This window comes from Mesorhizobium sp. M0166, from assembly GCF_040322255.1.
GTDB lineage: Bacteria > Pseudomonadota > Alphaproteobacteria > Rhizobiales > Rhizobiaceae > Mesorhizobium.
Map to the genome: position 1 here is coordinate 212,905 of NZ_JAMYTD010000003.1, position 22,476 is coordinate 235,380.

Below are 22,476 nucleotides of genomic sequence, written 5' to 3' on the forward strand. Positions count from 1 at the left end.
CCCTGCGGACGATTGCGCTCACCACAGGACGGTGCCCGTCGAGCGAGTTTTTAGCAGCCCATTTCCGCAGCCTATTAATGTGCAACTTGGGAAGCTGCCGACATCAATTCCTCGGGATTCAGCGCTCTGAAGGTGTTGAGGCCATCCTCCAGAACTTCAGTGAAGTTCCAGCGTACGATGCCCGCCCGGTCGATTAGGAACTGACCGACAAGCTGCGCCTGGCTGGAAGCCATCGCCTGCTGATCGACTTCCGTAATCTCATATCCTTCCTTCTTGTTAAGAAATTCATTCATTGCCATGACGTCCATAGGCTCGGGCAACTCGCCCGGGAGATGGAACGGTATCGCCATGACCGTGTCCATCCCGACCTCGCGCAAGCCGAAAGCACGGTGCGAGGCGCGCTCCGGGTCGGATGCGGCGAGAAGATCGGGTGCCGGGTGGTAACGGAAATAGAGCCGCGCCCGCTCGACCGGCGTATTGACCACCGCCAGGCATTCGACGCCTTTCTCACGCAGGGCCGGCTTAAGTTGCGCCATCGCCGCGACATGGCGCCGGCAGAACGGACAGTGCAGGCCTCGGAACAAACCGATCAACAACGGGCTACGGCCTCGAAAATCATCGAGTGCGATCTTGCCTTCGCGTGAGATCGCATTGAGCACAACATTCGGTGCCCGGTCACCCGGCTGCAGCGGGCGGTCAACACTACTCGTGGACATGGACAACCTCCTCGCCCGGGTCAGTCAGGGAAAGCAGCACACCCACGTTTCGGAGGCGATCAAGTGCTGGGGGCGAAAGCTTCCTGTGCCAAGGCAATAGCTGTCGACCTCTGCCATATTGCCGAGGTCGAGATTACGCGCATTGCAAGCCCATCATAACACGAAAAAGCATCTGCGGGTCGCCGCCAAATGTGGTGAATGACCTCACGCGAGCGCACCCCCGAATGCTCTTGCGCTGAAGGTCAGGTTCCCGACCTCGATTTGGAGGTTCAAGTCTGCAACGCCCAAGGTCGCAACGGGTCGGTTCCGGACGATAAACGAAGGTCCGCTCCTGAAAAGCATCGGGAATGTCTGGAAATGGCGCAACAACGACGTCCAAGGTGGTCGCCGGCAACGTCCGCTATCGGGCAACAGCGAAGATCACCTCAACGGCCGACATGAGGCGCATAGCCGCCGTTCGCACGTAGAACTATAGGGTGGCTTTCGTGCTGATGTTCACGACCGGGGAGGCACCCGCGAGCCAGAAAGTCGATGCCTCCTCAAATGTTTCCTAAGACCGAATCTAATGCCCCAAATTGTCCCATAAGCGCCTGCAATTCGGGCTGAGGCGCGACCCAGAAAGTTCGAAAAGCTTCCAGGAATCCCAGCCATCTCTTTATTTAAGGGTGAGCCTTGCGAACCGCGCAATCGTTAGGGCCTCGCTTCCGCTCACCTGGCCGTAGAGGAGTCCCAAAGAAAATCTGGGCGAATTCCCGCTTTTATCAGAGTTCGGCCAAGTCTCCCCAATTGGCCCATAGCACCAACGTCGGGCTCCGTACCGGCGGTCCAACATTCCTGAAGCCCAATCAGCAGTTCCGTCAGGGCCTGATTGAAGGCGGCCGACATTGCTGCATCGGCCTTAGATTGGCTGAAATTATAGCTTTCGGGAAGGATGATATTAGGGCCGCTGAAAGCCCATTTCCCAGATGAGTCCCGAATTAGACCTTTCCCAAGGAATATCTGTTTGAACACGTAATAGTGCGCCAATAGCATTGCATCATCGGGAGGCTGGTCAGGCGAGCCTGGCGTTCCTTCTCCCTCGCCCTTAATTCTCGCAATCGCAAGTTGCGCGTCGGCGGCACTTCTGATCGGGCTCGCATCAGGCACGTCGACAAAAAAGGCATTCGGATCAAAGGTAGGATTCAGGGACGAAAAACCACTAGCTATTGCATCATAAAATTCACCAATTGTCGCCGGACCGGTCGACTTTCCCAGCGCAACAGGCGGAAATTCGGGATATTCGATCTGCATGAATACCGCCAACTGATCCATTGATAGCGGGTGGAGGTCGACCGGCAGCACCTGTGGAATACCGCCCGGCAACTCATCTGTAGGGTAGCTCGGAATAAACGTGGCGTTCGCGACATCGACTGCGCCGCCAATTGCTGTGAGCATGTTACCCGCCAACGCGAAGTGGTACATTTCTTGTACAACAATATCGTGAATCATGCCCCGAACACCGTCATGATCAGTTTTGATCGACCACTCAGCGCAAAGATAGGGTGGGATTGTAGAAAACTCTAGCTGCATGGCAATCTTCAATGCGGCCTGCAGCTCTTCTAGCGCAGAAATGCCCGTTCTTACATATTGCTCAATACTTTTCATTAATTATCTCCATGCTCGATGCTCCGCCGTTTCCCGGCACGGAGATCTCAATCCAAAGAAGTGCACTTCTCAGGCTGATCGGAATTACGGCGACAGTGCACTTTTACCATGTCGCCGCCGCCGCAGCATGGTGCACCTGCCGGCGTTCCAGGTCTGCCGCGTACCCAGCGCCGTACGGGCGGGCCAAGGTGTCTTCACGTCCGAGCACTATGTGTTCCACAAGAACTGCTCATCGAGTATTGCCGCGTCGTCGATGTCGCGGTTATCGGTGCACCCGTGGGCCGAGCATCGCCGGGCATCGGCAACACGTGAAACCCGGAAAACGAGGCACGCGGCGAAAAGAAAATAGTGCACTGTCACCGTAGTTTCACAGTAAACGTCGCTGAGAGGCCTCTGCTTGCTTTGTTCGGGCGCTGAAGCCGCTCGATGAGACAGAGGCTAGACCTCTGCAAAACCATTCTGGAATGCCCAGTTGCCGACTTTGTTACCAAGCTGGATGCCGTCCTCGCCATCCTGCCGCCAATGAACACCCAACCACACACGGCTGAAGGCATTTTCAAACTCAGCATCCTGCAAAGCCACGAATGAAAGCGGCAAATATCGCCGGGGTTTTGCGTCATTGACCCCTTTGTGCTTGCCGTTGAACTCATCTGACACGAGCACGAAGGGAGTATCGTCGCCGGTGTCCTTGAAAATCATCCGCAAAACCTGGAACAGCGCTCCCCCGAAAGTTGCATGGCCGGACGGGTACGCGGGGAAAGGAGGGGTAAAGTTGGCCTTCTTCGAATCCGTATTGGGCGATCCGAGCGGTTCCCACGTCGGGTCCGGCACATTGGATGCATCCCCCTTTGCATCCCCTTCCATTCCTGGCCAGCGAATGCCGGTTACTGGGCGCCAGTAGCGATGCGTGAATTTGGAATCCCAAGCCGCAATCGCTGCATCGGCCATTGCTGTGTTGCAAAGAGCCAATATCCTAGCCAATTCTGCGGGATCGGATATTTTTTTATCAGCGGTAATAGTCCTCACCAGCTGATTGTATAGACGTGGGGGCGCGCAGAGATTTGGCGTCCCGTCATAGCCCCAGAAGATTGCGCGGAACGTCTCACCCTTCTTTCGCGAGGTGTCCATCGGATAAACGCCCTTCTTTCCGATGTCCTTTACCTCGTCGAACGCCGCAATATACCGCGCATCGTTGAGTTTGGGCGGATCGGGGAGCCGGAACTGATCGCCTTTCATCAGCAAGAACGGTGTCACGTCTTTCCATTTAGCGCCGAGTGCCGTCTCAATCTTGCTGACAGGATCAATCGACCATTTTAGGGGCCCATTGTCCGGTGGCAGATCGGCGAATTTGATCTCTTGGTGGTTTGTCCCGTCATCCTTTCGTTTCTCGATGATGGATTTCGCCGCCGCCTGACCGATCTTGCGTCCAGCCCCAATGTCGATCTTGTCGCCCGTCGGTGATGTACCGGACATGCGGGCAATATCTCTGTCCAAGACACTGCGAACATCAGCTGCCTTGAACGGGTACAGGTGCGCGAGGGCATCATGCATAGCCTGGGCGATCGCACCGTCCAACGATGCGTCCGCAGGCGCTGATGGCGCGCTGCTGAAGCCGGTATAGCTCTGATATTTCTTCGAATTTGCGCTCTTGGGGAACGCATTGACTGCCTCAAAGACGGCTATCTGAGCAACTGCCATTGCGTATGAGGACCGATGCGGACCAAGCTGCTCACCAAACCGGCGCGGGTCCGGTGCACTCGAGCCGCCCCCGTCCAATTGGTCCGCGGCCGGGGTATGGTCGATCGCGGATATATTGAGCCCTACGTTGTTCCAGTAGTAGACCCGGTCAAGAGGCCCCTCCGGGAGAATCTCGGTATCGGTGATTGCAAAAAGATGGCGTCGCATCTCGTCCTGCGTTGCCAACAGATCTTCGAATTCCCTCCGGCTCGCATCATCAAGGTGTGTTTCCTGTCCATAGGCACTTGCGGCTACGGTAGTAAATCCCGCTGCCGGGAGCACTTTAATAAACGTACGACGGTCCATAATTTCCCCTCCCTGGATAACTAATTTCTTTAACTTCGGACGAAATTCGGATTTGATTTGAGCAGGCGAAAAGAAGTCTTAATCGCGTCAGCTCACAGTTTCGACATGCCACGGACTATGCCGTGCACGTGCACCAGTATATCGGTACTTGCCTTCGAATATTTAAGCATGAAGCGACTTGCCTCAGGCTTCTTTCACGCTCGATAAAAGGCAGCTTCGCCCCCGCCGAATCAGCAACGAATGCCCAATCCCAAGTATCGTCCGTACAGTCGCCAGCGCCGGCTCATTCACCTCGACATAAGCGACGATGTACCACTCGAATTACGGTAACGGTGCACTTTCTACCATGTCGCCCCGGGGCATAGTATACGTTTCCTGCGTTCCCGGTCTGCCGCATCCCCCAGCACCGTACGGGCGTGCCAAAGTGTTTTCACGCCCGAAGCCCATCCACAAAAACTGCTCATCGAGTATCGCCGCGTCGCCGATGTCACGGTTTTCGATCCACCCGTGGGCCGAGAGCATCGCCAGGCAAATCGGCAAAGCCGTGAAACGAACGAAGCAGGCGGCGAAAAGAAAATAGCGCACTGTCACTGTCATCGCGCGGGCTCATTGCGCACAATCTTAACAAGGTGACTAAGAAGAATGTCTGGACAAGCAAAAATGCACGCCGCGCTGGTTGAGTGCACTATTTCAGCGCCATACTGAACCCGGCATGATGCTTCACAGAGCCAGAATTGCTGTAGTGTATGCAGATCTTATCCCCCTTCCTCGTGGGGCTGGAGAACACCCCTTTGTTTATACAATCTTTCCCAAGCTCACATCTGTAGAATGACCCATGTTGTGTATCCAGCCTTGTCGTGCATCTCAGCTGTACGACTTCACTGCCCTTGGGCGCATCGGCACACAAGTCTTTCGCTTGGCCAGGATCCACAATGGCGATTGCACTGGAAATGGGTTCACCGTTTCGCAACCCGTAAGGCTCACCACACACAAGGTTGTCTGCGCCGAAAGTCGGACATACGGTGATCCCAATCCCAAACAGTGCCCAAAACGCGAGAGAGGCGCGGGTTAGCCGAGTTTCCATAAGCGTAATCCCTCCTTCAATGGCTATTGCTGCTCACATCCTACAATTGCAAATGAATAGTAATCTGTACCCTCCCCGCGGGTGCATCCAACATACGCGCGATCTCCTGCCGAGACCGTGTTTATGTCGTTGCGAAAAAAAGATCCATTCTTTGTCATCGTGGAAGTTATTTTATAAGTATGATCGCGTGAATTATTCTTTTGATATGCCGAGTCTCCAAAAGTCCCTACCCCACAGTCACGGCGTGTATATTCAATATAGCAGGGGTCGGCGTTGGCCTGGCTGTACGCCGCAAGCATGACAGCAAAAGATCCAATCAATACTTTCATCGTCTAAGTTCCTCATCAAGTTCACGTAATGTGGTGGTTGCACAATATTCAAAATCGGCAAGCACATCCTACACATTATTGCCGAAGCTCACCCCGGTGGAGGCAAGCACTCCAGTCGAAGACCGCTTTTTCGGCCTAGCCGGCCGGTTTGGTCGACCTAGGCTGCGTTACCAAGCCTCAGAGCGTTATCAATGAACGGCAATTGAATCCCACGCCTCACAAGCAACGAATGCCCAATCCCAAGTATCTTCCGCACACTCGCCAGCGCCGCCTCGTTCACCTCGATATACGCGACGATGTACCACTCGCCGTTTTCTTCCCTGGCCATGCCCATCGGCTCGGCGCGCCACTTCAGCGCGCCGTGGTGCGGCATGAAGTAGGTTTCCTGGACGCCGCCGACGGCGCTGAGTCCCTCGTCGAGTGCGTATTCCATCACCGCGCAGCACAGCTGCGTCAGCGTTCCCCTCAGTCCGGCAGTTCGCTTGTCGGGAACGACGAATGTGCGGGTCCATTCGGCCCAATCGGGACGCCTTGGGACGCCCGATTTTTCGCACATGTGAGAAAAAACCTCCGAGACCATGTGCGGCTCGCTCGTTGGGATCAATCGAGCCGAAGTCACTACGCGATCGTCTTCAATGCCCAGCAGGTATGTCGCCGCGTCTGTATCGAATTGATCCAGCTCGCGACCATCCGGGCTCGGAGGGCGCCAACGTTTTTGATGCACGAAGAAATCGTGCCGCCGGCGCAGAAATTCGTCGAATTCATTTTCGTAGAGATGCTTGTTATGCGCGTTGACTACGTGGGCTGTTATCATGGCGCGATCCCCCGATCGTTCTCACCGGTGATATTTGCAGCCTCGCTAATGTACGTCACCTGTCCGATGGGACAGTTGACGCGTTTAGGGGTGGATCAGGCGCCGGCGCACCGCTTCGACGACCGCTTGCGTGGTCGTTGCGACGCCAAACGCTTCCCTGGCACGGGTGGAGTGCCATTTGACGGTGCGCTCGGTCAGACCGAGGATCTGGGATGTTTCCGACGAGGTCTTGCCGGCCGCGGCCCAGAGCAGCACCTCTTTCTCACGGTCGGTCAGCATGCCTTCATCGTCATCATAGTCATCCGCCAAGGCCTGGATCGACATGCCGGCATACACCGCCATCGTCACCAGTTGCACTTGATGGCGCGGCGAAAGGGTGCAGGACTTCGCCGAAGAGGCAAACGACAGCACGGATTGCCAATGGTGAATGCTGAGCATTGGCACAGCGAAGCCGCTCCAGATGCCGAACTCCGTCGCCTCGCCGGCGACCCGTCGTGAACCTTCCGTATCCGACCACTTTGCCGGAACTTCGGACCAAAGGAACGGCTTCAGGGTCTTTGCCGAGTAGATGCAAACACCGTCGACCGCGGCGTGCTCGGCCTCGACATAGCGTTCGAACCAGCCGGCCGGCCAGCCATTCAGTTCGACCATCGGTGCAAGTTTCTGGCCACTGAGCGGAACCCCGCTCAGGATAAGGTGCTCGAAGCCGAGATTCCTCACGGTATCAAGAAGGTCGCTCAGCAGCGGCCCGGTGGCTGTATGTTTCCTGCAGCGTTCGACAAAGTCGAACACGTCTGAATCGATCATGACAGAGACCCCCGTCTCCACGCCCGAAAACAAAGTTTAACTCAAATTAGCGACTTCGAATACTCCCAATAAGTGTGTCCGCCACGCAGGACGCGTGCACCAAAATCAGCTAAATCAGCCGGATCGTGATCAGCAAAGCAGGACCAGAACGCATGACGCCATCACTGCCGAAACGAAACGAGCCGTTCCGGGCCGGCGAGACCGCGCTGCTCTTAGTCGACATGCAGCGCGTCTGGCTGGAGCCCGGCGCAGATCCGGCGCATCCGGAGCACGGTCCCGATCACTATTTCTACCGGCAGACGGCGTCGCAAACGATCCCCAACCAGGAGCGCCTGCTGGCCGCGGCGCGGGCCAACGGCGTCGAGGTGATCCACACCATCATCCAGAGCCTGACAGAAGACGGCCGCGACCGCTCGCTCGACCACAAGCTGACGCCGATCCATATCGCGCCGAGCCGGCCGGAGGGCCTGCCGGTGCCGTCGCTGACGCCGGTCGGCGACGAGATCATGCTGCCGAAGACATCGTCGGGCGTCTTCAACTCGACCAACATCGACTATGTCTTGAAAAACCTCGGCGTTCGCTACCTGATCGTCGCCGGCATCATGACCGACCAGTGCGTCGACATGGCGGTGCGCGATGCCGCCGATCGCGGCTACCTCGTCACCTGCGTATCGGACGCTTGCGCCGCCGCCTCGCAGGAGCGCCATGATGGCGCGCTCAAGGCCTTCGGCGGCTATTGCTGGGTCGCCGACACCGCCATCGTTACTGCCCGTTTCGAAGCCTTGGGAAAAGCTGCATGACCGTCGAACCGCTCGTTGCCGTCGTCACCACCGACCTTTCGGCGATCACGCGCGGCCGCTCGGTCGTCGAAAGCAGGCTGCAGAAGATCGCTGCGACCGGTGTCGGCTGGCTGCAGGCCAACCTGTCGCTGACGCCGTTCAATTCGATCGTCGACCCCAATCCGTGGGGCTCGTCAGGCGATGTGCGGCTCGTTCCCGATCTCAACGCACGGTTCCGCACGGCGCTGACCGGATCGGCGACGCCGTTCGACATGGTCGCCGGCAACATCGTCGAACTCGACGGCGGCCCGTGGGTGGGCTGCACGCGGACCATGCTGAGCGATGCGCTGGCGGAATTGAGGGCGGCGACCGGGCTTTCGGTCATCGCCGCCTTCGAGCATGAATTCCACATCGAGGGCGACTTTGGCCCGGCTCATTCGATGTCGTTAGCCGCATTGCGCCGCACCGATCCGTTCGCCGCCAATCTGATGGCGGCGCTGGCGGAAGCCGGCGTCGCGCCCGAAGTGGTGATCGCCGAATTCGGCACCGACCAATTCGAGGTGACATGCGAGCCAGCCGATGCGCTTGCCGCGGCCGATCGCGCAGTCGCCATCCGCGAGATCGCGCCCGAAGTCGCGCGATGTGCCGGCTGGCGGGCGAGCTTCGCGCCAAAAATCGCGCCGGATGCCGTCGGCAACGGCGTCCACATCCATTTCAGTTTCGTCGACGAGGCCGGCAAGCCGGCGACCTACGACCCCGCCCAGCCTGGCGGCCTTTCCGGCCAGACCGCTTCGTTCTGCGCAGGCGTGCTCCGCCACCTGCCCGCAATCACCGCCATGACGGCGGCGAGCGTGTCGTCCTACTACCGGCTGAAACCGCACAGCTGGAGCTCGTCCTACACCTGGCTTGCCGACCGCGACCGCGAGGCGAGCCTGCGCATCTGCCCGGCGGTGACGATCGGCGGGCGCGATCCGGCGCGGCAGTACAACATCGAATACCGGGCAGCCGACGCCACCGGCAATCCCTATCTGTCGCTGGCGGCAATCGTGCGCGCCGGGCTGGAGGGGCTGAAGGCCAAGCTGCCGGCGCCGCCGCTGGTCTCGGGCGACCCGACGCAGATGAGCGTTGCCGAGCGCAAGAAGCTAGGGCTCGTACGGCTGCCGGAAACGCTGCCTGCGGCACTCGACGCGCTGGTCGCCGACAAGACCGTGACCGGATGGTTCGCGCCGGTGTTCGTCGAGACCTTTGTCGGCCTCAAGCGGCATGAGACCGAGCGCCTTGCCGGGCTTGATCCAGTGGCTGTCTGCGATGTCTACCGGACGCTCTATTGATGGCTGCGCGGCTTGCCAGTGCCATCCAGCCTCAGGGTTGGCCACCCGCCGTCGAAGCGATCAACGAAACGGGCCGTTCCGATATCGTTCTGATATGCGAGCATGCGTCCAATCATGTTCCGGCCGAGTATGCGAGGCTCGGTCTCGACAGCAGCGATTTGCAGCGCCACATCGCCTGGGACATCGGCGCCGCCGAAGTGACCCGCGCTCTGTCGAAGCTGCTCGATGCTCCGGCTTTCCTCAGCTCCTATTCGCGGCTTTTGATCGATCTCAACCGGCCGCTTGGTTCCAGCGGCAGCATTCCGGTGCTGTCGGAAGACACCGGCATCCCCGGCAATGTCGGCCTCGATCCTGAGGAACGAAGCCGGCGCGCCAAGATCATGTTCACGCCGTTTCATGACCGCGTGGCCGCCCACCTAGACGAGCGGGCGAAGCAGGGCAGAGCGACGCGGATCGCGACGATCCACTCCTTCACGCCGGTCTTCCTCGGTATTGCGCGTGCCTGGCATGCCGGCGTGCTTTACGACCGGGCAATCGACTTCGGCCAGGCAATGCTTGCCGGCCTGCGCGCCGATAGTGCGCTCAATGCCGCGGCAAACGAGCCCTACGTGATCAGCCGCGACGGCGACTACGCCATACCGGTCCATGGCGACGATCGCGGCATTCCGGCCGTCCTCATCGAGATCAGGCAGGACCTGCTGGCGGGCCGCTCCGGCATCGAGGAATGGGCGAAGCGGCTGGCCGCAGCGTTGCCGGCGCAGCGGAGGAAGACTTCCTGAACAAGTTCGGCTTCCCGATGCGATGAAGGCGGCCAGATCCCTTGCCGCTATGAGAAGATTTGCGACAGTTCTTCGACGCTGGTGCCTTCCTTGACCTGACGCAGCTCGACATAGCTTACCGCAGTAGCAATCGACATCACCATCGACGTTACGCTCGTCACCAATGCGTCCACGACAGCACCTACCATCCCTCCTCCAAACAGGGCGATTGCGGCGCCAAGCGCCAACTGAATGGTCACCACGGCGATGATCAGGATAAGGAACAGGCCGAACAGCGCCCAGCGGCTTCCCTTGGTCAGATCGCGGCTGCGCGCCATGCTGCCGAATACGCCGAGCCGCTCTTGCACCAACGCTGGCACTGCGACCGACCAGCGGAGCGCCAACATGATGCCAGGCACGATAAGCAGCATAAAACCGATGCCCGCGCCCAAACCGACCAGCAGAGCAATCGCGAGTGTCGGCAACAGAAAGGAGACCGCTTTCGCGATGCAATCACCGAACGAAGGCTGCTTGCCATTCAAGTCCTCGATGGTTGCACGCACCAGCGATGCCTGGAGCAACAATGAAAGAATGTAGGAAACCAGCCCGAAGCCTATCGCGACGCTGGAATAGCTCCACACGAAAATTGGCTCAATCGAGGCAGGCACCGGGGTAACCATTGCGAGCCGAGTCAAAACCCAAAGCTGAAAAACAAGTGTTGGCAGGCCCGAAAATACCGCGGCAAGCCCCAGGCAGAGCCCTGCATTGCGGCCAATGACCGCAAAGCTATTGTTGAACACCCGGCCAATCTGGAATTTCTCAGGCCGTTCCAGTGTCACTGATGTCATGATGCTTCCCCCTGCCTCACCGCCACATGGCTGGCGGCCCCGCTGGTAAATCTGCCAAGATTGGTGGTCGCCGTCCAGCCCACTTGCAATTCTTGTGCTGCATTGTCAGTGTCGGCTGGGAACCACAGGTTGCAGGGGAGCGGGTGGCGTTGGCACAGCCAGGCACAGCGGAAGCCGAACGGCTGACCAATCTGCACAAGCAGCTGATCGCCGATGCGTCGATCCAGTTCGACCTGCCGGCCTATGTGCCGCCGAAGCCGCCCGAGTGGCTGAAGCCGCTGCAGGACTTTTTGTCGTGGCTCGGCCCCTACATGATCTATCTGTTCTGGGGGGCGGTGATATCGGGCGTCGCAATCATCCTGCTTTTGGTCTTCCTCGAGGTGAAAGGCATCGCCTGGCGGCTGCCGTGGCAGCGCGCTCGGCCCGAGGCCGAAACCGAAGAGACCTGGCGCCCAGACGCCAGCGCCGCGCAGGTCCTGCTATCTCAAGCGGATGCGCTGGCCGCGCGCGGCGACTATGACGAGGCGGTTCACCTTTTGCTTCGGCGCAGCGTCGCCGATATTGCCGGCCGGCTGCCGGACTTCCTGCGCCCGTCGCTCACCGCGCGCGACATCGCCAATGCCCCTTCCCTGCCGGGAAGGGCACGCCATGCGTTTACCGAGATCGCCCGCATTGTCGAGGCGGCGCTGTTCGCGCGCCGGCCGGTCGGCGCGGAAGGCTGGCGGCAAGCACGCGGCGCCTATGAACGTTTCGCCTTCCGGGATGCCTGGACGTGAGTGCACCAGCGGTCGAGGCACAGGAGCCATTCAATCGAAGGACACTGTTTTGGGGGATTTTCGCCAGCCTGCTTGCGGCGGCCGGTTTCTTCCTGCTGTCCACCTATGCCCCCGATTTCCGGCAGCCCGGCAATGGCGGCGCCACGCCGCTGTCGAAAAGCGGCGTCGGCTACGCCGGCCTGGCGGAATGGCTGCGGCTCACCGGCGAAGCGCCCTTGATGGCGCGGACCGAGGACGATCTCGGCACCGACATGCTGCTGATCGTCACCATTTCGCCCGACAGCGATCCGGAGGCGCTCGACCACATCCTGAAACTTCGCCAGGACCAGAACACGCTCTTCGTGCTGCCCAAATGGCAGATCCTGCCGCTCCAGGGGCATGAAGGCTGGAACATGAAATTCGGGCGATTGCCCGGTTCGGTGGTGAACGAATGGCTTGGCCGCATTGCCGATGCGAAGATCGGTGCTGGCCAGGGCACGGCAAAGCAACTCGACATCGAAGGCAACATGGTTGCCGCACCCGAAGAATTGCAGTGGGTGGCCGACAAGTACCCTCTCATCGCAGCCGGCAATGACAAGGCTGTGCTTACCGAACTAGACGACAAGCCGTTCTACATCCTGACCGACCCCGACCTGATCAACAACGCCGCTCTCAAGGATCCCGAAAAGGCAGCAGCCGCGCTCGGGCTGATTGCCTTGCTCCAACCCGACGACGGCCCGGTGATGTTCGATCTGACGCTGCACGGCGCGGGGCGAAAGTATGATCTGGCCAAGCTCCTGGTCGAGCCGCCGTTCCTGGCGCTGACACTGACGATCCTGATCGCTGCGGCGCTGGCGTTCCTGCATGGCCTTGGCCGGTTCGGGCCGCCGCGCGCCGACCAGCGCGCGATTGCCTTCGGCAAGCGTGCGCTGGTCGATACGACGGCGATGCTCATGCGGCGGGCCGGCCGGCTGGACGAGCTGGGAGGCCGCTATGCGGCCTTGATGCGGGTACGCGCCGGCGCGCTGCTCGGGGCACCGCAAGGGTTGCAAGGCAAAGCGCTCGACCACTGGCTCGACTCTCGCGATAAGGAGCAAGCTGGCGGTTTCACGACGCGTTCGCAAGCCGCCGGCGAGGCGAAGAACCTGACGCAGATGCAACAGGCAGCAGAACGGCTGCACGACTGGACGGCAAGGAGGCTCGGTGAACGTCGATGATGTGAAGGCCCTGGCGACACGGATCAGGGAAGAAGTGGCCAAGGCGATTACCGGGCAGCGCGATACGGTCGACCTGATGCTGACCGCCTTGTTTGCGGGCGGGCATATCCTGCTCGAAGGTCCGCCCGGCACGGCCAAGACCATGACCGCACGCTGCTTCGCCCAGGCGCTTGGGATCGCCTACGGGCGGATCCAGTTCACGCCGGACCTGATGCCCGGCGATATCGTCGGGTCGAACATCTACAACTTCCAGACCGGGCAGTTCACGCTGACGCGCGGCCCGATCTTCTGCGATCTCCTGCTTGCCGACGAAATCAACCGCACGCCGCCCAAGACACAGGCCGCACTGCTCGAGGCGATGCAGGAGCATGCGGTCACCTTCGACGGCACCACGCATTCGCTCGGTCGCAATTTCATGGTCGTCGCGACCCAGAATCCGATCGAGCACCAGGGCGTCTATCCCCTGCCCGAGGCGCAGCTCGATCGCTTCCTGTTCAAGCACCGCGTCAGCTATCCCGGTCCCGAGGAAGAACGGGCAATCATCGTTCATCACGGCGGCGGCTCCGCCTCGCACGACATCGCGCAATATGGCATCAAGGCACAGACTAACCGCGAGACGCTGCAAGAGGCCCTTGAAGTCGTCGGCTCCGTCACCCTCGTCGACGATGTCGTCGGCTACATAGCGGCGCTGGTTCGGGCTACGCGCGAAAATGCCGATCTCGAAGTCGGAGCCAGCCCGCGCGCCGGCGCCATGCTGGCGCGGGCGGCGCGTGCCCGGGCGGCGCTGGACGGACGCGCCTATGTGATCCCCGACGACGTCAAGGCGTTGGCAGTGCCGGCGCTGCGCCATCGCGTCATCCTTTCGCCTGCCGCACAGATCGATGGCCGCCTGGTCGAGCAGATCGTCTCCGACCTGGTCGACCAGACGGAAGCACCACGTTGATCTATCCCAGCGGCCGAGCGGTATGGGCAGCGGCGGCCGGCGCGGTGCCGGCCTTCCTGGTCGCGCTGGCACTGCCGTCGTTCTGGTATCTGGGATTGCTGTGGAGCTGCCTGCTGCTTGCCTTCCTGGCGGTGGATGCCGCGGCCGGACGCGGACGGGCATCACTGAATGCCAGCATCGACGCGCCGCAGCAGGTCGGTGTCGGCGGCGAGTTCGGCGTGCAAATCGCCGCCCGTCACTCGGGGCCGCGTGCAGCGGAGGCTCGCGTCGGACACGATGCGCGTCTGGCGCCGGTAGACGGCAGCGGCGGGGCCTTGCAGCCGACCGTCGGAGGTGGGTCGCTCTACCTGCGCTTCCAGGCGCTGCGGCGCGGCGTCGCCAGCTTCGACCGTCTCTGGGTGCGCTGGCACGGGCCGTTCGGGCTGGTCTGGAACCAGGTCGTGCTGCCGGTGGAAAGCAAGGTTGCGGTGCTGCCCGACGTCAGCAGCGCCCGCGGCGAGGCGATCACGCTGCTGCAACATGCGGCGCTTGCCGAAGGCCATGCGCAGCGCCGCGCCGGTCAAGGCCGCGAGTTCGACGCGCTCAAGGATTACCAGCCGGGCATGGGCCGGCGCATGATCGACTGGAAGCGCAGCGCCCGCCACGGCAAGCTTTTGGCGCGCGAGTTCCGCATCGAGGAGAACAACAACATCGTGCTGGCCATCGATAGCGGACGCCTGATGTGCGAGCCGGTCGACGGTGTGCCGAAGGTGGACCGGGCGGTGACGGCCGCCTTGCTGTCGGCATTCATCGCGCTGAAGGGCGGCGACATGGTCAGCCTGTTCGGCTTCGATGCAAGGCCGCGCGTTTCAAGCGGGGCGGTACGCGGCCCCGCCAGCTTTGCGATGATCCAGAAACGGGCGGCCGAGATCGACTATTCCAGCGAGGAGACCAACTTCACGCTGGCGTTGACGACGCTGGCGGCGAGGCTTGACCGCCGCTCGCTGGTCATCATCTTCACCGATTTCGTCGATCCGATCAGCGCGGAATTGATGCTGCGCACCGTGGGCCGGCTCACCGAACGGCATCTCGTGCTGTTCATGATGATGAAGGACACCGAGCTGGAAGGCCTGGCCGACATGCCGCCACGCTCCGGCGAGGACGTTGCCCGCGCTATCGTTGCCGGAGGGCTCTTGCGCGAAAGGCAGGTCGTCATCGGCCGCCTGCGCCTGCTCGGGGCACATGTGATCGAAGCTGACCACAACCGGCTCGGTCCCGCGCTGGTCGAGCACTATCTGCAGTTCAAGCAGGAGGATTTGCTGTGACGGCGCCGGTAGCCGGCAATGCGGTGCGCGGCGATGCGGTACGCCAGTCGCTGGCCAGCTTCCGCCGCGAGCGCGAGGCCGACTGGAAAGCATTCGAGGCACTGCTCGCGCGTGTCGAGAAGCGTGCGCCGCGAACGCTTTCCGAAGAGGAGCTGCTGTCGCTGCCCCTGCTCTACCGATCGGCGCTGTCTTCTCTTTCCGTGGCACGGGCGACCTCGCTCGACAACGCGCTGGTAGCCTATCTCGAAGCGCTGTCGTTGCGCGGTTATTTCTATCTCTATGGCGCACGCCGTGGGCTGCGGCAGCGCCTCGCCGATTTCTTCCTGCACGACTGGCCCGAAGCCATTCGCGACCTGTGGCGCGAGACATTGGTTTCGGTTGCGCTGATGGTGATCGGCATTGGTGCAGGCGCCTGGCTGGTGGCATCCGACAAGAGCTGGTTCGACGCGATCATCCCGCCCGGCCTGGCAGGAGGCCGCGGCCCCGACACCTCGGCCGAACTGCTGCGCGGCATGCTTTATGATGGCGACAATGGCTTTCTCTCAGGCTTTGCCGCCTATCTGTTCACGCACAACGTCCAGGTCGCAATCCTGGCCTTCGCCCTTGGCTTCGCCTTCGCGGTGCCGACGGTGCTGCTGATGCTGTTCAATGGCTGCATGATCGGGGCGTTGTTCCAAGTCTATTGGTCCAAAGGGCTTGCCACGGAGCTCGGCGGGTGGCTGGCCATCCACGGCACCACCGAATTGTTCGCAATCTCTTTGGCCGGCGCGGCGGGCATGCGCATCGGCACCAGCATCGCCTTTCCCGGCGAATTGACACGCATGGCGGCAGCGGCTCGCGCCGGACGCATCGCCGCGAACGCCATGGTCGGGGTCTCGATCATGCTGCTGTTTGCCGGGCTGCTCGAGGGCATTGGCAGGCAGACCATCACCAGCGACGTCACGCGCTACGCCATTGGCGGTGGCATGCTGGCGCTGTGGATCGGTTATTTCTATCTGTTCCGGGCGGTGCGGCATGGCGATCGTTAAACGCGCCGCCTTCGCGGCTATACGGCCGCTGATCACGCCCGAAGGCGTCGATCTCCGGATCAGGCTGGCCGACGCCGGCACGCGGGCCTCCGCCTTCCTTCTCGACATCGTGTTCATCGCCGTGGCTGCAATCGTGATCACGATCGTCGCGCTGTTCGGGGTGGGCGGCCTTGGCAGCGAGGGATTTCAGCCGCTCTTCGTCGTCTGGATCATCCTGATCTTCTTTCTGCGCAACGCCTACTTCATCGTCTTCGAAGCGGGCCGGCGCGCGGCTACGCCCGGCAAGCGGATCGTCGGCATCCGGGTCGCGTCGCGCAGCGGCGACGGCCTGTCGATCGACCAGGTCATCGCCCGCAACCTGATGCGCGAGATCGAGGTGTTCCTGCCGCTGTCGATCATCGCCGGACGCAGCGGGACCGACCTTGCCGACACGCTGACGACGGTCTTCGGACTGGTGTGGACGCTGCTGTTTGCCTTGTTCCCGCTGTTCAATCGCGACCGCATGCGGATCGGCGATCTGCTGGCGGGGACCTGGGTGGTCGAAGCGCCGAAGCGTGCCTTGCTTGAAGATCTGTCGGCCCGGCAGGATCCGGCGGCCGGCGCCTTCCGGTTCAGCCACGCCCAACTCGATGCCTACGGAATTGCCGAACTCCACAAGCTGGAGGAGGTGCTGCGCCGCGACGACTATTTCGCATTGCGGACGGTGGCCGAAACGATCGGACGCAAGATCGGCGCGGCACCCCAGGCCCATGACGCACGCGCGTTCCTGACGGCGTATTACGGGGAGTTGCGGGCGCATCTCGAACGCAAGCTCCTGCTGGGCAACCGGAGGGCCGACAAGCACGCGCGTTAGCAACGCTCCACGGGGCTGTCATGAACACATCTCTATCCGAGCTTGAACTTCAACAGATGGAAGCCCGAGTTGCCGCGGCCCAGGCTGGCCCGTGGAAATCGTGGGTCGAGGGCCGGGATTTTTCCGGAGGATCGAATTTCGTCCAAACCGGCCAAGGACCGGATAGAGGTGAAGACATCGAAATGACTGGCGCGACGATTGCCGACCAGGATTTCATTGCCGCCGCTCGCCAGGACATCCCTCGCCTGATCGCCGAAGTCCGCAGGCTACGTGGAATTGCTAATCGCACGAATTGAATTCGTGGTCCTTTTTTCGACAATCCTGCCGACTCTTCTGCCCTACCCCACCCACTTCTCGTAGTCGGACACCAGCAAATGCAGCGGTGCTGTGTTCTCGTCGATGTCCGCGAAGCGGCCGATCGGTTCGCGGAAGACGTTGTCGGTTAGATCGTCGTTGACGGTCGAAACCTCGCCGATCAGCACGTCCTTGCCCTCGGCCCAGAAGGCGTGCCAGACACCCGGCAGCAAAGTGACGCTCTGGCCCGGGTCGAGCTTCAGCAGTCCACCCGCGGGCAGCCTGTGGATGGTTCCGTCGACAGGCACCGATACTTCGGCCTTCGGATCGATGCCGCCATCGCGATCGTGCATGAACAACTCCAGCACCAGTTTGCCGCCGCCACGGTTGATGATGTCTTCGGCCTTGATGTTGTGGCGATGCATCGGCGACAACTGGTCCTTGCGCGAGATCATGATCTTCTCGGCATAGAGCATGCCCATGCCCTTCTTCATGTCCTCGTAGCGGCCGTTGCGGACGGTGAACAGGAACAGGCCGAGTTCGTCGAATTTCTCCTGGCCGTAATCGGTGATGTCCCAGCCGAGCCGGGAGGAGAAGATGGCCGACGAATCCTGCCGGCGCGCCTTCATCTCTTCGGGGCTCCAGTAGGCGAAGGGCGGCATGATGTAGCCGAACGAGCGGATGAAGGCGTCGGCGTCACGGATGATGTCGTTGATGGCGGAGCGTTTCATAATCGTGGTTCCTTCCCGTCGCTTTTCGAGGCGCTAACGCAATAGCCGAACGTCAATCCGGTGTCGATGCAAACTGCTGTCGCTGGCCTCATGACATGCGGTCCGATCAGGGCCATAAGGTCAACCAATTTTCCGATGGTGAGACCATGCGCAGCATAGACGACCTCGATACGCCGGCGATCCTGATCGACGCCGGCCGCGCCGAAGCCAATATCGCGCGGGCGCAGGCCCATGCCGACCGGCACGGGCTGAAGCTCCGGCCGCACATCAAGACCCACAAGCTGCCCTACTGGGCGAAGAAGCAGGTCGCGGCCGGCGCCATCGGCATCACCTGCCAGAAGATCGGCGAGGCCGAAATCATGGCCGATGCCGGACTGACCGACATCTTTCTGCCCTACAATATCCTCGGGCGGGCCAAGCTGGAGCGCCTCAAGGCGCTGCATGACCGCGTAACCCTGTCGGTGACAACCGACAGCATGGACACGCTGATGGGACTTGCCGCCACCTTTACCGATCCCGGCCACCGCCTGCCGGTGCTGGTCGAATGCGACACCGGCATAGGCCGCTGCGGTGTGCAGTCGGCCGGCGAGGCAGTCGCGCTGGCGAGCGAGATCGGCAAGGTCCGAGGGCTCGTCTTCGGCGGCTTGATGACCTACCCGGGGGCGGGCCGCGCCGCCGAGACCGAGGCATGGCTCGCCGATGCGCAGCAAGCGCTTGCCGCATCCGGCCTTGAATGCCAGCGCATCTCCAGCGGCGGCACGCCCGACATGTGGCGTTCCGGCGAGGATAGCGTCGTTACCGAATACCGCCCCGGCACCTACATCTATCTCGACCGCTACCAGGTCGCCAAAGGCGTCGGCAGTCTCGACGATTGCGCATTGACGGTACTGTCGACGGTGGTCAGCCATCCAACGCCGACACGCGCCATCCTCGACGCCGGCAGCAAGGCCCTGTCCAGCGACACGCTGGGGCTCGCCGATTTCGGCGAGCTGCTGGGCATTTCAGGCGCAAGTGTGACCAGCCTCAGCGAAGAGCACGGCAACGTCACACTTTCGGGCGGCGCCGAGCTTCGCATCGGCGAGCGCGTGCGCGTCGTGCCCGACCATTGCTGCGTCGTCACCAACCTGTTCGACGAGGTGCATCTGATCGAAGGCGACAAGGTGATCGAGACGCTGCCGGTCGCGGCGCGCGGGCGGATGCAATGAGTAATTTTGCAATCCACTGGGAATACGGAATCGACGACGTAAGAAAGTTTGAGCTTCGTCAAAAAGAATGGTGCAGCGACGTCTATGTCGTTTCGAACGAGCGGATTTATCGCTTCGAATTCATTTCAAAACAACGCCTGATGCAGGAGGCATCTGATTCCATATCTCGGGCAGGATACCATCACGTAGACAGAGATACTTTTGTTCTAGGCGATTTTTCCTACGAGGAAATTGTGAGAACTCTGGAGAGCCTGAGATCGACCGGATACTTTGACAGAAAGCCAGACTGACAAGCGCACCCGGGACGGTGTTAGCCGGTCGGCGTCTACTACCGCTCGGCCTGCCTTGCCGCGACGCGGCGCATCGAAATGACGCGGCGGCGCCGGATCTCGGTGCGCATCGCCATCAGATGCAGCGCAAAGAACAGGACTGTGAAGCCGACGGCCATGACCAGCAACGGCCACAACAGGCTCGGATCGATGGTCGGCCCACCAAGCCGGAACACCGAAGCCGGCTGATGCAGCGTGTTCCACCAGTCGACCGAAAATTTGATGATCGGGATGTTGATGAAGCCGACCAGGGTGATGATGGCGGCGGCCCAGGCGGCGCGCCCGGCATCGTCTAGCGCGCGGGTCAGCGCGATGATGCCGAGATACATCAGGAACAGGATGAAGACCGAGGTCAGCCGGGCGTCCCACACCCACCAGGTGCCCCACATCGGCTTGCCCCAGATCGAACCGGTGATCAGCGCAAGGGCGGTGAAGACGGCGCCGATCGGTGCCGCCGATTTCAGCGCCACGTCGGCCAGCGGATGGCGCCAGACCAGCGTGCCAAGCGCCGAGACCGCCATCAGCGTGTAGCACATCATGGCAAGCCAGGCGAAAGGCACGTGGATATACATGATGCGCACGGTGATGCCCTGCTGGAAATCCTCAGGCGCCGTGAAGCTCATATAGAGACCGACAGCGAGGATTATGGCGGCCACGCTCGCCAGCCACGGCACGACCTTGTCGGCCAGCCCGACGAACCGCGTCGGGTTGGCAAGGTCCATCCAGCCGGAGAGGCGTGAAGTCGTGTCGCTCATGCGGCTTTACATAGACCGCCGGCGGAGTTGCGGCAACCACAGCGGCGCGCCTTCCCTTCTCCCCTTGCGGGAGAAGGCAAGGCGCGCCGCTCAGGCGGCTTCGTTCACCGGACGGCTGAGGCGGCGGACCTCCTCGTCGTTGAGCAGGCCGCCGGCGCGCAGCAGGCTGGCGAAGCGGCCGTTGCGCAGCGACAGTTCGGTGAACCCGCCCATCTCGACCACCCGACCCTTGTCCATGAACACGACCAGATCGGCGTCGCGAACGGTGGTCAAGCGGTGGGCGATGATGAAGGTGGTGCGGCCGCGCCGCAGCTCATCGATGGCGTCCTTGACGCGATCTTCCGTCTCGACGTCGAGCGCGCTGGTCGCCTCGTCGAGAACCAGGATGGGCGCGTCCTTCAGCACGGCGCGGGCGATCGCGATGCGCTGGCGCTCGCCACCGGACAGCTGTCCGCCGCGTTCGCCGACGACCGTGTCGTAGCCCTCGCATTTCGACAGGATGAAATCCTGGGCGGCGGCCGCATTGGCCGCAGCATGGACCTCGTCATAGGTCGCCTCCGCACGGCCGACGCGGATGTTGTCCTCGATCGAGCGGTTGAGCAGGCCGGCATCCTGGAACACGGTGGCGATCGAATGGCGCAGCGATTTGCGGGTCACCGTACGGGTGTCGATGCCGTCGATCAGGATACGGCCGCTGGACGGGGTGAAGACGCGCTGCAAAAGGTTGATGAGCGTGGTCTTGCCGGCGCCCGTCGGGCCGACGATGGCGACGGTCTGGCCGGCCTGGACCTCGAACGACGCGTCGTCGACGCCCTGCCCGGAATTGCCGAACTCGAAGCAGACATTCTCGAAACGCACATGACCGGTGACGTTGACAAGCTCGCGCAGCCCGTCGGGCTCGGCGGCATCGGAAGCGGAGTCCTCGAGATGGTAGAATTCCTCGAGCTTGGCGCGTGCCTCGGAAATCTGGTTGGCGAAAGCCGACATCTGGTCGAGCCGGGCAATCAGCAGCGTGGCAAAGCCGGTAAAGGCGATGACGTCGCCGATGCGCAACTGGCCGTGCGTCACCAGATAGGCGCCAATCAAGAGCACCACCATCATCGAAATCGTCGACGACAGGCGGTGCAGCGCGTTGGCCATCGCCCACCAGTCGAGCACGGGATTCTGCGCGTCGAGCAGGTTCTTGACGTAGCGCTTCAGCGCCTCGGTCTCATGGCCGATGCGGTTGTAGCTCTGCAGGACGGCGACGTTGCTGACCGAGTCGGTCACATGCGCAAACACCTTGTGGTAATGCCGTTCCACGGCCGCCTGGCCTTCCTTGGTGCGCCGCATCACCAGCCGTCCGATGCCGACATAGAGCGCGCCAAGCGCCAGCAGCACCATCGACATGCGGATATCCATGCTGAGCGCCGTGGGCACCAGCAGAACCAGCGCAACCGCGGTCGACAGATGCTGCCGCATGAATTCCAGCCAGAGGCTGAACAAGGTCTCGACCGCGCGCAGGAGCGTGTGCAGGGAATTGGAGGTGCCGCGCTGATGATGCCAGGCAAGCGGCATGGTGATCACGCGCTCGAACGACTGGCAAAGAACCTCGCTGCGCCGCTGGTGGGCAAAGCGGTCGGCGCCGCGCGCCACCAGCACGAAGGCGATGATGTTGAACGCGCCGAGGCCGGCCCACATTGCGAGCGTCGCGAATACCGAGCCGCGGTCCGAAATGGCGTCGATCACCCGGCCGAACATGATCGGCTCGAGAATGGCGATAATGGCAAGCGCGACATTCGCCCCGCAGATAAACGCAACGCGTTTCCTGTCGGCAGCGAGATAACCAAGGGCTCGCCAGTAGATTTGCAGAAGTGACACTTCAGCTACTCCGCCAATTATTTATGGTGCAGTGCGTCATTTTTTGACT

22 protein-coding genes are annotated in these 22,476 nt (G+C 61.5%); 11 read left to right on the forward strand and 11 right to left on the reverse strand.

Annotated features, from left to right (window positions below; all coding sequences use genetic code 11):
- Nucleotides 1-74 precede the first annotated feature (74 nt).
- From NKJ46_RS05670 to NKJ46_RS05700, 7 genes are all read right to left on the reverse strand, one after another.
- Entirely contained in the window at nucleotides 75-716 is a 642-nt protein-coding gene (locus NKJ46_RS05670; RefSeq protein WP_127206661.1) for a peroxiredoxin-like family protein, read from the reverse strand.
- Between the two features lie 708 nt (nucleotides 717-1,424).
- The gene (locus NKJ46_RS05675) at nucleotides 1,425-2,360 is read right to left on the reverse strand and encodes a ferritin-like domain-containing protein (protein ID WP_352662908.1); all 936 of its coding nucleotides are present in this window, start codon (nucleotides 2,358-2,360) and stop codon (nucleotides 1,425-1,427) included.
- 438 nt (nucleotides 2,361-2,798) lie between these two features.
- Nucleotides 2,799-4,403 (reverse strand): vanadium-dependent haloperoxidase, encoded by a 1,605-nt coding sequence (locus tag NKJ46_RS05680; RefSeq protein WP_352662911.1) that lies wholly within the window; start codon nucleotides 4,401-4,403, stop codon nucleotides 2,799-2,801.
- Nucleotides 4,404-4,724: 321 nt separating this feature from the next.
- Nucleotides 4,725-5,000, reverse strand: a complete 276-nt coding sequence (locus NKJ46_RS05685) for a hypothetical protein (RefSeq protein WP_352662914.1) — start codon at nucleotides 4,998-5,000, stop codon at nucleotides 4,725-4,727.
- A 510-nt stretch (nucleotides 5,001-5,510) separates the two neighbouring features.
- Nucleotides 5,511-5,816 (reverse strand): hypothetical protein, encoded by a 306-nt coding sequence (locus tag NKJ46_RS05690; RefSeq protein WP_352662917.1) that lies wholly within the window; start codon nucleotides 5,814-5,816, stop codon nucleotides 5,511-5,513.
- Nucleotides 5,817-5,973: 157 nt separating this feature from the next.
- On the reverse strand, nucleotides 5,974-6,630 hold the full coding sequence (locus NKJ46_RS05695; RefSeq protein WP_352662920.1) for an acyl-homoserine-lactone synthase: 657 nt from the start codon (nucleotides 6,628-6,630) through the stop codon (nucleotides 5,974-5,976).
- An 84-nt stretch (nucleotides 6,631-6,714) separates the two neighbouring features.
- On the reverse strand, nucleotides 6,715-7,437 hold the full coding sequence (locus NKJ46_RS05700) for a LuxR family transcriptional regulator (protein WP_352662923.1): 723 nt from the start codon (nucleotides 7,435-7,437) through the stop codon (nucleotides 6,715-6,717).
- Between the two features lie 152 nt (nucleotides 7,438-7,589).
- On the opposite strand from NKJ46_RS05700, the gene NKJ46_RS05705 reads away from it, so the two are divergent.
- Genes NKJ46_RS05705 through NKJ46_RS05715 form a run of 3 tightly spaced genes read left to right on the forward strand, consistent with a single transcriptional unit; the run spans nucleotide 7,590 to nucleotide 10,326 of the window.
- Nucleotides 7,590-8,237 carry a cysteine hydrolase family protein gene (locus NKJ46_RS05705; RefSeq protein ID WP_352662926.1) on the forward strand — a complete coding sequence of 216 codons (648 nt, stop codon included), beginning with the start codon at nucleotides 7,590-7,592 and terminating at the stop codon, nucleotides 8,235-8,237.
- Entirely contained in the window at nucleotides 8,234-9,547 is a 1,314-nt protein-coding gene (locus tag NKJ46_RS05710; RefSeq protein ID WP_352662929.1) for a type I glutamate--ammonia ligase, read from the forward strand. The genes NKJ46_RS05705 and NKJ46_RS05710 overlap by 4 nt, the downstream gene beginning before the upstream one ends.
- The gene (locus NKJ46_RS05715) at nucleotides 9,547-10,326 is read left to right on the forward strand and encodes an N-formylglutamate amidohydrolase (RefSeq protein ID WP_352662932.1); all 780 of its coding nucleotides are present in this window, start codon (nucleotides 9,547-9,549) and stop codon (nucleotides 10,324-10,326) included. The genes NKJ46_RS05710 and NKJ46_RS05715 overlap by 1 nt, the downstream gene beginning before the upstream one ends.
- Nucleotides 10,327-10,373: 47 nt before the next feature.
- On the opposite strand, the gene NKJ46_RS05720 is transcribed toward NKJ46_RS05715, so the two are convergent.
- Nucleotides 10,374-11,153, reverse strand: coding sequence for a hypothetical protein (locus NKJ46_RS05720; protein ID WP_352662935.1), 780 nt, complete (start codon nucleotides 11,151-11,153; stop codon nucleotides 10,374-10,376).
- A gap of 143 nt (nucleotides 11,154-11,296) precedes the next feature.
- On the opposite strand from NKJ46_RS05720, the gene NKJ46_RS05725 reads away from it, so the two are divergent.
- From NKJ46_RS05725 to NKJ46_RS05755, 7 genes are read left to right on the forward strand one after another with little or no spacing between them, the layout of a single operon-like run.
- Nucleotides 11,297-11,929 (forward strand): DUF4129 domain-containing protein, encoded by a 633-nt coding sequence (locus NKJ46_RS05725; protein WP_352662938.1) that lies wholly within the window; start codon nucleotides 11,297-11,299, stop codon nucleotides 11,927-11,929.
- Nucleotides 11,926-13,125, forward strand: a complete 1,200-nt coding sequence (locus NKJ46_RS05730; protein ID WP_352662941.1) for a DUF4350 domain-containing protein — start codon at nucleotides 11,926-11,928, stop codon at nucleotides 13,123-13,125. Before NKJ46_RS05725 ends, NKJ46_RS05730 begins: the two co-directional genes overlap by 4 nt.
- The gene (locus tag NKJ46_RS05735; protein ID WP_352566293.1) at nucleotides 13,112-14,068 is read left to right on the forward strand and encodes an AAA family ATPase; all 957 of its coding nucleotides are present in this window, start codon (nucleotides 13,112-13,114) and stop codon (nucleotides 14,066-14,068) included. Before NKJ46_RS05730 ends, NKJ46_RS05735 begins: the two co-directional genes overlap by 14 nt.
- Nucleotides 14,065-15,372 carry a DUF58 domain-containing protein gene (locus tag NKJ46_RS05740; protein ID WP_352662945.1) on the forward strand — a complete coding sequence of 436 codons (1,308 nt, stop codon included), beginning with the start codon at nucleotides 14,065-14,067 and terminating at the stop codon, nucleotides 15,370-15,372. The genes NKJ46_RS05735 and NKJ46_RS05740 overlap by 4 nt, the downstream gene beginning before the upstream one ends.
- Nucleotides 15,369-16,400 (forward strand): stage II sporulation protein M, encoded by a 1,032-nt coding sequence (locus NKJ46_RS05745; RefSeq protein WP_352662948.1) that lies wholly within the window; start codon nucleotides 15,369-15,371, stop codon nucleotides 16,398-16,400. Before NKJ46_RS05740 ends, NKJ46_RS05745 begins: the two co-directional genes overlap by 4 nt.
- A complete protein-coding gene (locus NKJ46_RS05750) occupies nucleotides 16,387-17,253 on the forward strand; it encodes an RDD family protein (RefSeq protein ID WP_352662951.1) in 867 nt (288 codons plus the stop codon). The genes NKJ46_RS05745 and NKJ46_RS05750 overlap by 14 nt, the downstream gene beginning before the upstream one ends.
- Nucleotides 17,254-17,273: 20 nt before the next feature.
- The gene (locus NKJ46_RS05755) at nucleotides 17,274-17,549 is read left to right on the forward strand and encodes a hypothetical protein (protein ID WP_352662954.1); all 276 of its coding nucleotides are present in this window, start codon (nucleotides 17,274-17,276) and stop codon (nucleotides 17,547-17,549) included.
- A 42-nt stretch (nucleotides 17,550-17,591) separates the two neighbouring features.
- Here NKJ46_RS05755 and NKJ46_RS05760 read toward each other — a convergent pair whose 3' ends face one another.
- A complete protein-coding gene (locus tag NKJ46_RS05760; protein ID WP_352662957.1) occupies nucleotides 17,592-18,278 on the reverse strand; it encodes a D-lyxose/D-mannose family sugar isomerase in 687 nt (228 codons plus the stop codon).
- 146 nt (nucleotides 18,279-18,424) lie between these two features.
- Here NKJ46_RS05760 and NKJ46_RS05765 point away from each other — a divergent pair, with 146 nt between their 5' ends.
- On the forward strand, nucleotides 18,425-19,483 hold the full coding sequence (locus NKJ46_RS05765; protein WP_352662960.1) for a D-TA family PLP-dependent enzyme: 1,059 nt from the start codon (nucleotides 18,425-18,427) through the stop codon (nucleotides 19,481-19,483).
- A 328-nt stretch (nucleotides 19,484-19,811) separates the two neighbouring features.
- Here NKJ46_RS05765 and NKJ46_RS05770 read toward each other — a convergent pair whose 3' ends face one another.
- The gene (locus NKJ46_RS05770) at nucleotides 19,812-20,567 is read right to left on the reverse strand and encodes a heme ABC transporter permease (RefSeq protein WP_352525380.1); all 756 of its coding nucleotides are present in this window, start codon (nucleotides 20,565-20,567) and stop codon (nucleotides 19,812-19,814) included.
- 90 nt (nucleotides 20,568-20,657) lie between these two features.
- Nucleotides 20,658-22,427 carry a glucan ABC transporter ATP-binding protein/ permease gene (locus NKJ46_RS05775; protein WP_352566279.1) on the reverse strand — a complete coding sequence of 590 codons (1,770 nt, stop codon included), beginning with the start codon at nucleotides 22,425-22,427 and terminating at the stop codon, nucleotides 20,658-20,660.
- Between the last annotated feature and the right edge of the window lie 49 nt (nucleotides 22,428-22,476).

Bases quoted from the DNA above. Each gene is read 5' to 3' on its own strand.
- NKJ46_RS05695 (WP_352662920.1), bottom strand. From the start codon at position 6,630: ATGATAACAGCCCACGTAGTCAACGCGCATAACAAGCATCTCTACGAA.
- NKJ46_RS05720 (WP_352662935.1), bottom strand. From the start codon at position 11,153: ATGACATCAGTGACACTGGAACGGCCTGAGAAATTCCAGATTGGCCGG.
- NKJ46_RS05710 (WP_352662929.1), top strand. From the start codon at position 8,234: ATGACCGTCGAACCGCTCGTTGCCGTCGTCACCACCGACCTTTCGGCG.
- NKJ46_RS05685 (WP_352662914.1), bottom strand. From the start codon at position 5,000: ATGACAGTGACAGTGCGCTATTTTCTTTTCGCCGCCTGCTTCGTTCGT.
- NKJ46_RS05690 (WP_352662917.1), bottom strand. From the start codon at position 5,816: ATGAAAGTATTGATTGGATCTTTTGCTGTCATGCTTGCGGCGTACAGC.
- NKJ46_RS05670 (WP_127206661.1), bottom strand. From the start codon at position 716: ATGTCCACGAGTAGTGTTGACCGCCCGCTGCAGCCGGGTGACCGGGCA.
- NKJ46_RS05675 (WP_352662908.1), bottom strand. From the start codon at position 2,360: ATGAAAAGTATTGAGCAATATGTAAGAACGGGCATTTCTGCGCTAGAA.
- NKJ46_RS05680 (WP_352662911.1), bottom strand. From the start codon at position 4,403: ATGGACCGTCGTACGTTTATTAAAGTGCTCCCGGCAGCGGGATTTACT.
- NKJ46_RS05750 (WP_352662951.1), top strand. From the start codon at position 16,387: ATGGCGATCGTTAAACGCGCCGCCTTCGCGGCTATACGGCCGCTGATC.
- NKJ46_RS05755 (WP_352662954.1), top strand. From the start codon at position 17,274: ATGAACACATCTCTATCCGAGCTTGAACTTCAACAGATGGAAGCCCGA.
- NKJ46_RS05770 (WP_352525380.1), bottom strand. From the start codon at position 20,567: ATGAGCGACACGACTTCACGCCTCTCCGGCTGGATGGACCTTGCCAAC.
- NKJ46_RS05765 (WP_352662960.1), top strand. From the start codon at position 18,425: ATGCGCAGCATAGACGACCTCGATACGCCGGCGATCCTGATCGACGCC.
- NKJ46_RS05715 (WP_352662932.1), top strand. From the start codon at position 9,547: ATGGCTGCGCGGCTTGCCAGTGCCATCCAGCCTCAGGGTTGGCCACCC.
- NKJ46_RS05700 (WP_352662923.1), bottom strand. From the start codon at position 7,437: ATGATCGATTCAGACGTGTTCGACTTTGTCGAACGCTGCAGGAAACAT.
- NKJ46_RS05705 (WP_352662926.1), top strand. From the start codon at position 7,590: ATGACGCCATCACTGCCGAAACGAAACGAGCCGTTCCGGGCCGGCGAG.
- NKJ46_RS05760 (WP_352662957.1), bottom strand. From the start codon at position 18,278: ATGAAACGCTCCGCCATCAACGACATCATCCGTGACGCCGACGCCTTC.